At 30.0% G+C, this 14,140-nt stretch carries 13 protein-coding genes and 1 pseudogene; all 14 read left to right on the top strand.

The annotated features are described in order from the left end of the window. The first annotated feature begins 15 nt into the window (after nt 1-15). A complete protein-coding gene (locus EAG11_RS14280) occupies nt 16-1,131 on the top strand; it encodes a glycosyltransferase family 4 protein (protein WP_129539763.1) in 1,116 nt (371 codons plus the stop codon). A gap of 3 nt (nt 1,132-1,134) precedes the next feature. Beyond that, a complete protein-coding gene (locus EAG11_RS14275; RefSeq protein ID WP_129539762.1) occupies nt 1,135-2,226 on the top strand; it encodes a glycosyltransferase in 1,092 nt (363 codons plus the stop codon). Nucleotides 2,227-2,238: 12 nt separating this feature from the next. Continuing rightward, the gene (locus tag EAG11_RS14270; protein WP_129539761.1) at nt 2,239-3,405 is read left to right on the top strand and encodes a glycosyltransferase; all 1,167 of its coding nucleotides are present in this window, start codon (nt 2,239-2,241) and stop codon (nt 3,403-3,405) included. 4 nt (nt 3,406-3,409) lie between these two features. Beyond that, nucleotides 3,410-4,309, top strand: a complete 900-nt coding sequence (locus EAG11_RS14265) for an NAD-dependent epimerase/dehydratase family protein (RefSeq protein WP_129539760.1) — start codon at nt 3,410-3,412, stop codon at nt 4,307-4,309. A gap of 3 nt (nt 4,310-4,312) precedes the next feature. Then, complete coding sequence (locus tag EAG11_RS14260) at nt 4,313-5,278, top strand: glycosyltransferase family 4 protein (protein WP_129539759.1); 966 nt, start codon at nt 4,313-4,315, stop codon at nt 5,276-5,278. Continuing rightward, a complete protein-coding gene (locus EAG11_RS14255) occupies nt 5,275-5,700 on the top strand; it encodes a WxcM-like domain-containing protein (protein WP_129539758.1) in 426 nt (141 codons plus the stop codon). Before EAG11_RS14260 ends, EAG11_RS14255 begins: the two co-directional genes overlap by 4 nt. Then, a complete protein-coding gene (locus tag EAG11_RS14250) occupies nt 5,693-6,832 on the top strand; it encodes a DegT/DnrJ/EryC1/StrS aminotransferase family protein (RefSeq protein WP_129539757.1) in 1,140 nt (379 codons plus the stop codon). The genes EAG11_RS14255 and EAG11_RS14250 overlap by 8 nt, the downstream gene beginning before the upstream one ends. A 23-nt stretch (nt 6,833-6,855) precedes the next feature. Continuing rightward, complete coding sequence (rfbC, locus tag EAG11_RS14245) at nt 6,856-7,404, top strand: dTDP-4-dehydrorhamnose 3,5-epimerase (RefSeq protein WP_129539756.1); 549 nt, start codon at nt 6,856-6,858, stop codon at nt 7,402-7,404. After that, nucleotides 7,404-8,255, top strand: coding sequence for a dTDP-4-dehydrorhamnose reductase (gene rfbD, locus EAG11_RS14240; protein WP_129539755.1), 852 nt, complete (start codon nt 7,404-7,406; stop codon nt 8,253-8,255). Before rfbC ends, rfbD begins: the two co-directional genes overlap by 1 nt. Before the next feature lie 42 nt (nt 8,256-8,297). Further along, complete coding sequence (gene rfbA / locus EAG11_RS14235) at nt 8,298-9,182, top strand: glucose-1-phosphate thymidylyltransferase RfbA (protein ID WP_129539754.1); 885 nt, start codon at nt 8,298-8,300, stop codon at nt 9,180-9,182. Nucleotides 9,183-9,250: 68 nt separating this feature from the next. Then, on the top strand, nt 9,251-11,215 hold the full coding sequence (locus EAG11_RS14230) for a nucleoside-diphosphate sugar epimerase/dehydratase (protein ID WP_129539753.1): 1,965 nt from the start codon (nt 9,251-9,253) through the stop codon (nt 11,213-11,215). Between the two features lie 197 nt (nt 11,216-11,412). Continuing rightward, nucleotides 11,413-12,281 (top strand): annotated as a pseudogene (locus EAG11_RS14225) (ABC transporter permease). A gap of 57 nt (nt 12,282-12,338) precedes the next feature. Beyond that, nucleotides 12,339-13,598 (top strand): ABC transporter ATP-binding protein, encoded by a 1,260-nt coding sequence (locus tag EAG11_RS14220; RefSeq protein WP_129539752.1) that lies wholly within the window; start codon nt 12,339-12,341, stop codon nt 13,596-13,598. 9 nt (nt 13,599-13,607) lie between these two features. Then, complete coding sequence (locus EAG11_RS14215; RefSeq protein ID WP_129539751.1) at nt 13,608-14,135, top strand: methyltransferase domain-containing protein; 528 nt, start codon at nt 13,608-13,610, stop codon at nt 14,133-14,135. The last annotated feature ends 5 nt before the right edge of the window (nt 14,136-14,140 follow it).

Raw genomic sequence — 14,140 nt, 5'->3', positions numbered from 1 at the left:
TAATAATTAAAAATATTGAATATTTTATTTTTACTTCCAGATTCTAGCCTAAAAGGAGGTACCGAGAGATCAACCATAGAGATTGCAAATAAATTGACACATAATGAAAATAACAAAATTTTCATTTTATCTATTTATAGAAGTGTGTCCAATGATTCTTTTAAAATTGATGAAAATGTAATTCAGGAATCTCTTCATAGTGTAAAACCAAAATCAAGAAATACTTTTTCTAAAGTTTTATTTTATTTTAATACAATTTATAGATTACTAGTTTTTGTAAAGCGAAACAAAGTTAATCTTTTAATTAGTGTAGAAGTATTGTCAACTATTTTTACGTACCCAGTAGTCGCCTATTTACGTTTGTTTGGGGATATTAAGTATGTGGTTTGGGAACATTTTAATTTTACTGTTAATTTAGGTTTACGTGTTAGAAATTTTTCTCGAAAGATTGCAGCTAGAAGTGCTGATATAATAATAACACTGACAGAGAGAGATAAAAAAATGTGGTGTAAAAATTTATCTATTAAAGGGAGAATAATGTCTATTCCAAATACATCACCTTTTCCGGTTACTGATAAGATATATAATAGTAATTCCCAAAACATAGTCGCAATTGGGAGGTTAGTTCCGCAAAAAGGTTTTGATTTGTTAATTGATGTTTGGAAATATTTATATGATAATTATGATATACAAGATGGTTGGTATCTCCAGATTATTGGAGATGGACCAGATTATTCTGAATTAGCACAAAAAATCAGCAATTATAATCTTTCGGATAAAATTATTCTTGTACCAAGTAATAATAAAATCGATAAATTTTATGAAAATGCTTCTTTTCTCTGTATGACCTCTAGATTTGAAGGACTTCCAATGACTTTGATTGAAGCACAATCTTTTGGATTACCTACAATTTCTTATAATTGTATTACAGGCCCTGAGGAAATTATTTCTGTGGAGTCAGGGTTTTTAGTAGATATGAATGATTTTAAAAGTTTTAGTGAAAAAGTTCATTATTTAATGAATAACCCAGAAGTACGCTGTAGTATGAGTAATTCTGCTAAAAGTGAGGTTGCTAGATTCTCTGCTGAAGAAGTTCTAATGAAATGGGAAAATTTATTAAAAGCCATTTAACTAATGAAAATTTTGCAAATAATAAATAATCTTTCTACAGGAGGAGCAGAAAAATTAATTTTAGAAACTATTCCTTTATTGAAAGAAAAAGGAATAGTAGTTGACTTGTTGGTTTTGGATGATACTCAGTATCCTTATATGAAAGAATTACAGAAATTAGATTGTTGTAATATTTTTTCATTAGGTAAAGGCTCACCTTATAATCCAACACATATTTTTAAAATCATTCCATATTTGAAAAAATATGATTTGGTTCATGTTCATTTATTTCCTGCTCAATATTGGGTAGGAATTGCAAAATTTATAAGTTTTTCTAAAACTAAACTTATTTTTACAGAACATAGTACATCTAATAGGAGAATGCAAAAACCTTTTTTTAAGATGTTAGATAAAAACATTTATAGATTTTATGATAAAATTGTTTGTATAACTAATGAGGTACAGGAGGTTTTATTTAAACACTGTGAATTCAAATCAAAAGATATTTGTGTAATTGAAAATGGTGTTAATTTGCATTCAATTATGGGAGCGAAAGTAATGCATAAAATGCAAATTGATAATCGGATTTTAGAATCTAATAAATTATTAATTCAGGTAGCAGGTTTTAGACCTCAAAAAGATCAAAAAACTGTAATTAAAGCTTTGCAATACCTAGATTTAAATGTGAAATTATTGTTGATTGGGGATGGACCCTTGCAAGATGAATGTGAAGAATTAGTAGGTAAATTAGGTCTGAAAGAACGTGTTTTCTTTCTTGGAGTTCGAATTGATGTACCAAGCTTATTAAAAACATCTGATATTTCAGTAATTAGCTCGCATTGGGAAGGTTTTGGTTTGGCGGCTGTTGAGGGTATGGCAGTAAGAAGACCATTAATAGCGTCAAATGTTGTGGGATTAGCAAATGTTGTAAATGGTGGTGGTATTTTATTCGAAAAAGGTAATGAAATGGAACTGGCAAAAAAAATCCAGGAATTATTAGAAGATAGTCATCTTTATAATAAAATATCAGATAGCGGTTTTGAAAGAGCAAGAGAATTTGACATAAATTTTATGATAGATAAACAAATAAATTTATACAAAAGATTGTTAGAGTAAATTATTTAAAATATGAAGATTTTAATTGTTATTACAGATTATGGTAGTTTTAATAATTTTTTAGCAGAAATAAGTGTAGCATTAAGTTTAGAAAATGAAATTCATATCATTTGCTCTCGTTCTAATGTAATCAATATTGTCGACAAATTTGATTATACCCAATATGATTTAACATTTCATTTTTTAGATATACCAAGGACTACTTCTATAACAAAATTAATAAAGAGTAGTTTTAGGATTAGGAAGTTGGTAAAAGAAATTAAACCAAATTTAGTTTATGCTCATTTTACAACTGGGATTTTTCCAGTAATTTTACTTAGAAATAAAAATGTTGAGTATTGGGGGACTTTTCATGGATTGGGGATGAATGCTAGCACTGGTCTCAGAAAAATAATGTTTAGTTTTGTTGAAATGTTTAGTTTTATTAGGCTGGACAAGATATTTCTTATAAATAATAAAGATTTTGATTTAGTTAAAAGATTTTTCAGTAATAAAGCAAATAAATATCAGTCCTGCGGCGTCGGGTGTAATATTGATAAATTTGATGGGAATAAATTCCAAGAAAGCGATAAGGAGAACATAAGAAAGGATTTAAAATTAGAAAGTAAATTTATTATCACTTATACAGGTAGATTTGTAGAATTTAAAGGATTTGATTTAGTCTTTCATAGCTTTGCAAAGTTAATTAAAGAATATCCAAACGAATTTGCGTTATTATTAGTTGGAGGAAAAGATCCAATACATATTACAGGACTGACTTTAAATGAAGAAGGAGATTTAAATAATAATAAATCAATAATTAATATTGGTTATACTTCGGAAGTAGAGAAATATTTAGCAATATCAGATGTTTTTCTATTCCCAAGTAAGAAAGAAGGATTACCTGTATGTATAGTTGAATCTCTGGCTATGGGAGTGCCAGTTATTACCTTAGATGAGAGAGGAAATTCAGATATAGTAAAGAACAACTTTAATGGATATTTAATCAAATCAGTTTCAAAAAGCAATGACGCTAATGAAATTGTAGAGAAATTAAAATACTTAAATGAAGAGAATCATGCTCTTAAAATTTTATCTTCAAATTGTATGTTAGATAGAGAAATATACTCCCGTTCATTTTTTGTTCAAGAGCAATTAAGTTTAATTAATGATTTTAAAAAGCAAAATAAGTTAGATTAAATAAATGAATAAAGTAATAATAACTGGAGCATCAGGTTTTGTAGGGAAAAATGTTTTTAATTATTTATCGGACCACTCTTATTTAGTAGATTCTATTTCGTTAAGAAATCCAAACTGGAAATTAAATTTTAAAGCTAATGTAATTATCCATCTTGCTGGCAAAGCACATGATACAAAAAACACAAGTAATGCGTCAGAATATTTTAAAGTTAATACAGATTTAACCAAAAACTTATTCGATGCTTTCTTAGAAAGTGAAATAAAAAATTTTATTTATTTTAGTAGTGTAAAAGCAGTTGCTGATGATGTTTTGGAGGTTTTATATGAAGATATTCAACCTAGTCCCAAGACACCTTATGGACAGTCGAAATTAAAAGCGGAAGAATATATTTTATCGAAAGAAATTCCACACGGTAAAAGAATTTTTATTATTAGGCCTTGTATGATTCATGGCCCTGGAAATAAGGGAAATTTGAATCTTCTTTATAATGTGGTTAAGAAAAGAATTCCTTATCCTTTGGCCGCATTTGATAATCATAGGTCATTTTTAGGAATTGATAATCTTAATTTTATGATTAGAGAGATTCTTTTAAATGAAGAAATTCCATCAGGAGTTTATAATTTTGCTGATGATGAGGTTTTATCTACAAACGAATTAGTTCAAATTATATCTTCTGTTTCAAACAAAAAAAACTTATCTATTGCAATTCCTAAAGTAATTATAAATGGAATTGCTAAAATTGGAGATGTAATTAGATTTCCTTTGAATTCTGAGACAGTGCAAAAGTTGACTGAAAATTATAGAGTTTCTAATCAAAAAATTAAAACTGCGATAGGAATTGATAAACTTCCAAATACGGCCCAAGACGGATTAGAGAAAACAATAAAAAGCTTCATAAAGTAAATAATGCAATACATAATACTAGGACTTCTACTGATGATTATAATGTTACTTTATTTTAAAGTAGCGAATCATTTTAATATCATAGATAAACCCAATGAGAGAAGCTCTCATACAGAAATTACTTTAAGAGGAGGGGGAATTATTTTTTGGTTTTCTGCCTTGCTGTACTTTGCACAGCATATCCAAAGTAATTATTTTTTCTTTACAGGGATTACTTTAGTTACTTTAGTTAGTTTTTGGGATGATATACAGAGTTTATCTAATAAAATTCGAATTTCAATACATTTTATAGCTATAACTCTTGTTTTTTATGACTCAGGAGTTTTTAATTTTATGCCTGTATGGACAGTTGCTATCGCATACATTCTTGCAATAGGCTTAATTAATGCTTATAATTTTATGGATGGGATTAATGGAATAACTGGTTTGTATACTTTGGTTGTTATGGGATCATTACTGTATGTAAATAAAAACATTCAGCTATTTATTGATAGTAGTTTTATAAAATATGCAATGATAGCTAGTTTAGTTTTTTTATTTTTTAATTATAGAAAAAAAGCCAAATGTTTTGCTGGAGATGTTGGAAGCATAGCTATTGCTTTTTGGGTTATCTATCTAGTATTAAGGCTTATTGTAATCACAAATTCTCTTATTTGGCTTCTTTTTTTGGCTGTATATGGAGTGGATGCAATATGTACAATTATGCATCGTTTGTATTTAAAACAAAATATTTTTGAAGCCCATCGTTTGCACTTATATCAGGTTTTAAGTAACGAATATAAAATTCAACATAGATTAGTTGCTTTATATTACGCAATTGTACAAGCAGTTGTTTCGGTTTTGGTTGTTTTTTTATATCAAAAGGTTAATGATATAGTATTATTCATAATCGTAATCACACCGCTACTTTTGATCTATTCAATGAAATTTTATTTGTTGAATAAAAATAACTTAAAAGTCAATATATGATTCCAAAAATAATTCAAGGAGGAAATTTCTCAGACCATCGTGGGACTATTTCGTATGTAAATGACTTTAGTTTTACAGCTGTTGAAAGGTTTTACATTATTAGTAATTCAGATGATAATCCTATTCGTGCTTGGCAAGGACATAAATTAGATGCTAAAAATTTTTATTGTTTAAGCGGAAGCTTCAAAATTCATTTTGTAAAAGTAGATAATTGGGAGAATCCTTCTAAAGATTTATTAATTGAAACAGTTACCGTTTCTGCTTCCGAAAGTAAAATTGTTCATATACCTGCAGGATATGCTAACGCGATTCAGGCATTGGAAAAAGACTCCAAATTAATTTCATTTTCGACTTTGCCCTTAGTAAATGTTAGTGAAGATGATGTTCGTTATGATTCAGATTATTGGAAAATTAATGAATAATAAAAGAATTTTTTTGTCATTGTCCCAGCAAAGTGGATTTGAAGAAAAATACATTCAAACTGCACTGAATGATTCTTGGATAACTACTGGCGGACCAAATGTTGATGAATTCGAGAATAAACTAGAAGGCTTTTTTGAAAAAAACAAATCTATTGTAGCTTTAAATTCAGGTACTGCAGCCATTCATTTAGCATTAATTTTATTAGGGGTTAAGTTGGGGGATGAGGTTATTTGTCAAAGTATGACATTTGCAGCATCTGCCAATCCTATTTTATATCAAGGAGCAATTCCTGTTTTTGTAGATAGTGAGCTTGATACTTGGAATATTTGTCCAGAATTTCTTGAAATTGCAATTAAAGATAGAATTGCAAGAGGCAAGAAGCCTAAAGCCATTATTGCTGTTCATTTGTATGGGATGCCATATAAAATAGATGAAATTTTTTCAATTGCTAATCGTTATGGAATTCCAATAATAGAAGATAGCGCAGCAGCATTAGGGAGTAGTTACAAAGGTAAAAAGTGTGGAACGTTTGGTGATTACGGTGTTTTGTCATTTAATGGCAATAAGATAATCACGACATCGAGCGGAGGTGTGTTAGTTTGTGATTCACAAGGATTAAAGGAGAAGGCCATTTTTTATGCAACTCAATCTAGAGATAATGCGTCGCATTATGAGCATAGTAAAATAGGTTATAATTATAGAATAAGCAACATCTGTGCAGGAATAGGATGTGGGCAAATGGAAGTTTTGGATAAAAACGTTACTTTGCGTAGAGCTATGCATGATTTTTATAAAAAAGTATTTGAAGACATAGATGAAGTCTCTGTTTTCGAAGAACCAAATGAAGATTATTTCTCTAATTATTGGTTGAGTTCAATTTTGATTGAAGATGACTGTGAGAAGAAAATTAATAGAGAGGCTTTAACGTTGGCTTTTGAAGAGGCAAATATTGAAACGCGTCCGCTTTGGAAACCGATGCATTTACAACCTCTATTCGTAGAATATCCATATTATGGAGAAAAAATAGCCGAAAGTTTATTCGAAAAGGGTTTGTGCTTGCCTTCTGGATCGAACCTTACAAACGAAGATAAAAATAGAATTGAAGAAGTAATTAAAACTTTTTTTAAATAATAAAATAAGAATTATATTTTACCATGAAAATTGAACAAACATTTATAAAAGATTTGGTAATTGTGGAGCCAACCGTTTTTGGAGACGAAAGAGGGTATTTCTTTGAATCATATAGTAAGACTAAGTTTAAAGATTTAGGAATTGATATTGATTTCGTGCAGGATAATCAATCCTTTTCTAAAAAAGGAACTTTGCGAGGATTACATTATCAAAATCCTCCTTTCACACAAACTAAATTGGTACGTGTTTTAGAGGGAGAAATAATTGATGTTGCGGTAGATTTAAGAAAAGACTCTTCTACTTATGGAAAAGCATTTAGTGTATTACTATCTGCTGAAAATAAAAAACAATTGCTAGTACCTCATGGTTTTGCTCATGGTTTCTCAGTCATCAGTGAAACAGCTTCGGTAATGTATAAATGTGATGAATTCTATAATAAAGCTTCGGAAGGCGGAATAAAATATGATGACCCATCGTTAAATATTGATTGGGGAATGAATCTAGAGGAGGCGATAGTTTCTGAAAAAGATCAAATTCTCCCTTTTATTGACAATTGCAATAGTTTGTTTTAATGGAGAAAATACTTGTAACAGGAGCAAATGGACAGCTAGGATCTGAGCTTTCTTTGTTGTCCTCAAATTACCCTCAATTTCAATGGGTTTTTGCAGATAGAACCATAATTACTTTAGACAATCTAGATTTACTTAAAGTACAATTAAATGATATAAACCCCTCAATTATTTTAAATTGTGGTGCTTATACAGCTGTTGATAAAGCAGAAACGGAGAAGGAATTAGCTAATGTAATTAACCACTTAGCAGTAGAAGTATTGGCTAAATATGCAGCTAAAAATACAGTTAAATTAATTCATGTTTCTACAGATTATGTTTTTGATGGGGCATCTTCTGTGGCTCTTGATGAAGAAGCTCCAACAGAACCTATAAATGTTTACGGAGCTACTAAAAGAGCAGGGGAGATAGTTTGTTTGCAAGAGAATCCAAATGCTATTATCATAAGAACATCGTGGGTTTATAGCCAATTTGGGAATAATTTTGTGAAAACAATGCAACGATTAATGCAGGAAAGAGATTCGATAAGTGTAGTTAATGACCAAATCGGATCGCCAACTTACGCAGCTGATTTAGCACTAGTAATGATTCAAATCATTTCATCAGAGAAATGGATTTCAGGAATTTATAATTATTCGAATGAAGGAGAAATTAGTTGGTATGAGTTTGTATTGGCTATAAAAGAAGTTGGAGGGTATGATTGTAAAGTTGAAGGTATTCCTTCTTCAGCATATCCTACTCCTGCGAAACGTCCTTCATTTTCTTTATTAAATAAAAATAAAATAATGGAAGTTTATGCTGTAGATGTTCCAAATTACAAAGAGAGTTTAAAAAAAATGATGACACAGTTATAGTTGTTGATTTTTTGTTAATATAAATTGATTTAATTAAAAGAAATGAAAGGAATTATTTTAGCAGGAGGTTCTGGTACAAGATTGCATCCGTTGACACTGGCAATGAGCAAGCAGATGATGCCTGTGTATGATAAGCCAATGATTTATTATCCATTATCGACTTTGATGATGACAGGGATAAATGAAATTTTGATTATTTCAACGCCTCATGATTTACCAAATTTTAAAAAATTATTAGGGAATGGTGAGAATTTGGGTTGTAAATTTAGTTATGCCGAACAAGCCATTCCAAATGGTTTAGCACAGGCTTTTGTAATTGGAGAAGAATTTATTGGAGAGGATGATGTCGCTTTGATATTAGGAGATAATATATTTTTTGGAGCCAATATGCAAGAGCTCTTGCGTTCAAATACAAAGCCAAATGGAGGGGTCGTTTTTGCATATCATGTTTCGGACCCAGAGCGTTATGGGGTTGTAGAATTTGATCATGATTTAAAAGCCATTTCGATAGAAGAAAAACCAGAGAGCCCTAAATCTCATTATGCAGTTCCAGGTTTATATTTTTATGATAATTCAGTTGTTGAAATAGCCAAAAATATTCAGCCGAGTGCCCGTGGAGAATATGAAATTACCGATGTAAATAAAGTATACTTACTAAAAGACGCATTAAAAGTTGGAATTTTAAGCAGAGGAACAGCTTGGCTTGATACGGGGACTTTTAATAGTTTGATGCAAGCTGGGCAGTTTGTACAGGTTTTAGAAGAAAGACAAGGTTTAAAAGTTGGTTGTATTGAGGAAATTGCTTGGAGGCAAGGTTTCATTGATGATACTCAACTTGAACAGCTAGCGCTACCCCTGGTTAAGTCTGGTTATGGAGCTTATTTAATGGATTTTTTAAAACAAAAGAGAGCTGGAAATAAAATTTAATTTTTTAAATCTATTATTTTGTATTTTTGTACTTACTATGGAACTCTTTAATTCTAAGACTAACTAATTTGAATAATAAACCAACCAATCTTGCAATTTTATTTGCTAAGTATTTTTCTGTAACCAACTTGAGGCTTAATATTCATAATCTGAGTTATTTGCCGAGGTGGATTATAGTTTTTATGGATGTTATGGTGTTGATTTTCTCTTTTACTTTTACTTATTTATTATTTAAGGGTACAGGTTTAGGTTACATTATAACACATCATGAGTTTTACTTTGTAGGTTCGCTTTTGGGCGTTAATATTTTTTTCTTCTGGTTATTTAGGACTTATTCAGGTATAATTAGACATTCATCATATATTGATGCTGTTAAGCTGTTGTTTTCACAAATGTCAGTGCTGATTGTTTTCTTGTTCTTTAATTTTTTATTTGAACTATATCATGGTGATAAAGCATTTTTAAATACAGCGCTTTTTATAAATATAGTGCTTTCATTCTGTGGTTTGTTTTTATATAGAGTTGTTGTTAAACAAACATTTGAACTTTATTTTGCTGAAAAGACTAATGCTAAGTTGATAAGGACTATTATTTATGGGACTGACGCCAATGCGATATCGGTTGCTAATGCATTAAAATTTGAAACACCATCTCGTTTCAAAATTGTAGGTTTTGTGGATAAAAACAATCAAAATGCTTCAAAGAGAATGTTGGATTTACCCATATTGATTCAAAAGAAAAGATTGCCTGCATTGATGCGGTCGGTTGCTGCTGAGGGGATTATTATCGCAGATAAAAGTTTGTCTAAGGATGAGCAATTGATCATTGTAGATCAGTGCTTAGAATTTAATTATCGAGTGTACACCGTGCCTTTAATTTCGGATTGGGAAAACCAAAAAGAAATTTCTCAAAAGGTAAAGAATATTCAAATTGAAGATTTACTGGAAAGAAAACCCATAGTATTAGATAGTAAATCTATATCTAAGCAATTAAAAGATAAAACTATTTTAATTACAGGAGCTGCAGGGTCAATAGGAAGTGAAATTGTAAGACAGGTAATAGGTTTTAACCCTAAAAATATAATTTTATTAGATCAAGCAGAAACTCCATTACATAGTCTTTGTTTAGAAACTCAAAATATAATCTCGAGTTGTAGAATTCATGCTGTAATTGCTGATGTTAAAAGTAAAGAAGCAATGGAGAGAGTATTCAAAGTTTACGGGCCACAAGTCGTTTTTCATGCTGCTGCTTATAAACATGTGCCTTTAATGGAAGAAAATCCATCTCAGGCTATATTGACAAATATAGAAGGTACTAAAAATTTAGCAGATCTATCCTGTAAATATAAAGTAAAGAAGTTTGTTATGGTTTCTACAGACAAAGCTGTTAACCCTAGCAATGTTATGGGAGCAAGCAAGCGAATTGCTGAGAAATATGTGCAGTCACTACATTTAAAAAATCAAAAAGAAAAAGGAAACGATACTACAAAATTTATTACAACACGTTTCGGAAATGTATTAGGTTCCAATGGATCGGTAGTGCCTTTATTTACCAAACAAATTGTAGAAGGTGGTCCTCTTACTATAACACATCCTGATATTATTAGATATTTCATGACCATTCCGGAGGCATGTCAATTAGTTCTTGAGGCTGGAGCAATGGGTAATGGAGGTGAAATTTATATATTTGATATGGGTAAACCAGTTCGAATTATTGATTTGGCTAGAAAAATGATAAAATTAGCAGGGTTTATTCCAGATAAAGAAATTAAGATTCAAATTGTTGGACTAAGACCCGGAGAAAAACTTTTTGAAGAATTATTAAATGATACATCAAAAACGCTACCAACATATCATAACAAAATTATGATTGCTGAAGAAATTCAAGATGAATATGAGACCCTACACGTGGAAATCGATGAGTTAATAGGGATATCTAAATTTTTTGATAACGATGATATTGTTGCCAAAATGAAAAAAATAGTGCCAGAGTTTAAAAGTATGAACTCTAGTTTTGAAATTCTTGATAAATAATTCTTTAATTTAAGTTTATTTAAGTTTAAATATTTAAGGTGTTTTTTTGAATAAAAACACCTTTTTTTGTTTCTGTGAAAATAAAAAGATACAGTAAAAATGTATCTAATTATTATTTTGTTGTGAAAATATTCCATAATTTAGGTTATTAAAATATATTGGTTGCTCGCTTTTAATACTGAATTTTAAAGCTATTCATGAACAAATCAAAAGATGTTTCGGCTCCTTGGTTGTTTGAAATAACACCTAAGAATAATTTTTTTTCGCTACATATAAAAGAAGTTTGGCAATACCGTGACTTGTTGTTTCTTTTTGTTAAAAGAGATATCGTAACGGTTTATAAACAAACAGTTTTAGGGCCACTTTGGTATTTAATCCAGCCTTTACTTACATCTATAATATTTACTATACTATTTAATAACATTGCCGGAATCGATACCGAATCTGTACCTCCTTTTTTATTCAACCTTGCAGGAATTACTGTTTGGAACTACTTCACATCTTGTCTTACAGCAACCTCCGACACTTTTAGAGCTAATGCTGGAATCTTTGGAAAAGTATATTTCCCAAGAATAATTACACCTTTATCCATTGTAATTTCAAATTTGATAAAATTTGGAATTCAGTTTTTGATTTTTATCGCTTCCTATATTTACTATTATTCTCAAGGAGCTGTTATTAGTTTAAATGCTGTAACAGTTTTTTTCCTCTATTGGTTGTTTTAATGGGGGTTCTTGCGTTAGGTTTAGGTATGCTGATATCTTCGCTCGTTACTAAATATAGAGATTTTAGTAATTTAATTAATTTTGGAGTACAACTACTAATGTATCTTTCTGCAGTTGTATATCCAATGGCATTAATTAAAGATAAATTACCCAATTATGGGTGGATAGTACAATACAATCCGTTAGCCTATATAATTGAGACATCAAGATATATGCTTTTGAATATAGGTGATATTTCTTTCTATGGTCTTCTTTATACTTTTATTATAACAGTTATTATTTTTTTTGCAGGATTATTAGTCTTCAATAAAACAGAAAAAAGTTTTATCGATACGGTATAGTCTATAATATTTTTTATAAGAATCCTTACTATTTGGTTTAAAATAATTTTTAATAAAATGGATACAGATATTATATTAAAGGTTGAAAATATTTCTAAACAATATCGTTTAGGACAAGTGGGTACAGGAACTTTAAGTCATGATTTAAATCGGTGGTGGCATCGCATACGCGGAAAAGAAAATCCATATTTAAAAATTGGTGAAGCAAATGATTGTAGTACAAAAGGGACTAGTGATTACGTTTGGGCTTTGCAAGATGTTAATTTTGAAGTTCAACGTGGAGAAGTTCTAGGTATAATAGGAAAAAATGGAGCAGGGAAATCTACGTTGCTAAAAATTTTATCGAAGGTTACGGCACCAACTACGGGGAGTATTAAGTCTCGAGGTCGTATTGCATCTTTACTTGAAGTCGGTACAGGATTTAATCCTGAACTTACAGGAAGAGAAAATGTTTATCTCAACGGAGCTATTTTAGGAATGACCAAAAAAGAAATTACATCAAAATTAGATGAAATTATTGATTTCTCAGGCTGTGAGCGTTATATTGATACACCAGTTAAAAGATATAGTAGCGGTATGACTGTTAGGTTAGCTTTTGCTGTTGCCGCTTTTTTAGAGCCAGAAATATTGGTTGTAGATGAGGTCTTAGCTGTTGGCGATGCCGAATTTCAAAAAAAAGCAATCGGTAAAATGCAAGATATTTCAAAAGGCGAAGGACGCACCGTTTTATTTGTTAGTCACAATATGGCTGCTGTTAAAAGTTTGTGTACTAAAGCAATTGTTTTGGAATACGGCAAAGTGGTTTTTGAAGGAGAGGTGTTACCTGCAATAGAGAAATATTTATCTGATAAAAATAACATTTCGAATGTAAATATTAAAGAAAGAAAAGATAGGGTTGGGAGAGGTAGAATAAGAATTTCAGATGTTATTATTCTTAATAATTTTAAGGTGATGACAGGATCTAAATTTTCAGTTCAGATTGAATATAATAATATTGATGAAGAAATAGAAATTAATGAATTTGGAATGAGTATTTGGAACACTAGAGAGGATAAAATAATAAGCATTTCTTCTACTTTTAAAAATCAATTAAAAGACATCTCTAATAAAGGTAAAGTAATTTGTGAGCTGCCGAATCTTCCATTAGTAAAAGGTAGTTATGTTATTAATTGCTTTGTCAGTTCAATTTTTGGATTAGAAGATTATATTCTTGATGTATTAAGTTTTGACGTAGAGGATAATGATATTTATGGAAATGGAAAAACAGTAAATCCAGAATGGGGAATGATTGCAGTTGAACATAATTGGATTCAATAATTACGCATTATGATACAAGAAAAAGAAGCGTTAGAGAAATGGTATGAAACAGAAGATCCTTGGGGATATAATGAAAATAAGGAAGACGTATTAAGAAAAGAAATTTTGCTTGCTGAAATTCCAGACAAAAAGTATAAAAACGTATTAGACATCGGATGTGGACAAGGGTTTATTACTGAAAATTTACCTGGTGAGATGGTATACGGAATTGATATATCACAAGCAGCAATAGATTTTGCAAATAAAATAAGAAGAGACAATTTAATTTTTAAACAAGGGTCAATATATGATATTGACAAATTATTTGATATTAAGTTTGATTTGATAATTATTACAGGAGTTCTTTATCCTCAATATATAGGAAAATCTTCGAGTTTAATTTATTTACTAATTGATAAAATACTAGAAGATAAAGGTGTTCTTGTGTCTGTACATATAAATGATTGGTATAATGCTCAATTTCCGTACTTAAAAACAAAACAACTTTTTTATAATTATAGAAAATATACTCACAACTTAGAAACGTACTCGAAATGATTTTA

It is taken from the genome of Flavobacterium sp. 140616W15 (assembly GCF_003668995.1).
Classification (GTDB): Bacteria; Bacteroidota; Bacteroidia; order Flavobacteriales; family Flavobacteriaceae; genus Flavobacterium.
This window is presented reverse-complemented; position numbering and strand designations above follow the sequence as displayed.

Excerpts from the sequence above, each read along its gene's own strand:
- EAG11_RS14275 (WP_129539762.1), top strand. The coding sequence starts at position 1,135 with ATGAAAATTTTGCAAATAATAAATAATCTTTCTACAGGAGGAGCAGAA.
- EAG11_RS14270 (WP_129539761.1), top strand. The coding sequence starts at position 2,239 with ATGAAGATTTTAATTGTTATTACAGATTATGGTAGTTTTAATAATTTT.
- EAG11_RS14265 (WP_129539760.1), top strand. The coding sequence starts at position 3,410 with ATGAATAAAGTAATAATAACTGGAGCATCAGGTTTTGTAGGGAAAAAT.
- EAG11_RS14260 (WP_129539759.1), top strand. The coding sequence starts at position 4,313 with ATGCAATACATAATACTAGGACTTCTACTGATGATTATAATGTTACTT.
- EAG11_RS14255 (WP_129539758.1), top strand. The coding sequence starts at position 5,275 with ATGATTCCAAAAATAATTCAAGGAGGAAATTTCTCAGACCATCGTGGG.
- EAG11_RS14250 (WP_129539757.1), top strand. The coding sequence starts at position 5,693 with ATGAATAATAAAAGAATTTTTTTGTCATTGTCCCAGCAAAGTGGATTT.
- rfbC (WP_129539756.1), top strand. The coding sequence starts at position 6,856 with ATGAAAATTGAACAAACATTTATAAAAGATTTGGTAATTGTGGAGCCA.
- rfbD (WP_129539755.1), top strand. The coding sequence starts at position 7,404 with ATGGAGAAAATACTTGTAACAGGAGCAAATGGACAGCTAGGATCTGAG.
- rfbA (WP_129539754.1), top strand. The coding sequence starts at position 8,298 with ATGAAAGGAATTATTTTAGCAGGAGGTTCTGGTACAAGATTGCATCCG.
- EAG11_RS14220 (WP_129539752.1), top strand. The coding sequence starts at position 12,339 with ATGGATACAGATATTATATTAAAGGTTGAAAATATTTCTAAACAATAT.
- EAG11_RS14215 (WP_129539751.1), top strand. The coding sequence starts at position 13,608 with ATGATACAAGAAAAAGAAGCGTTAGAGAAATGGTATGAAACAGAAGAT.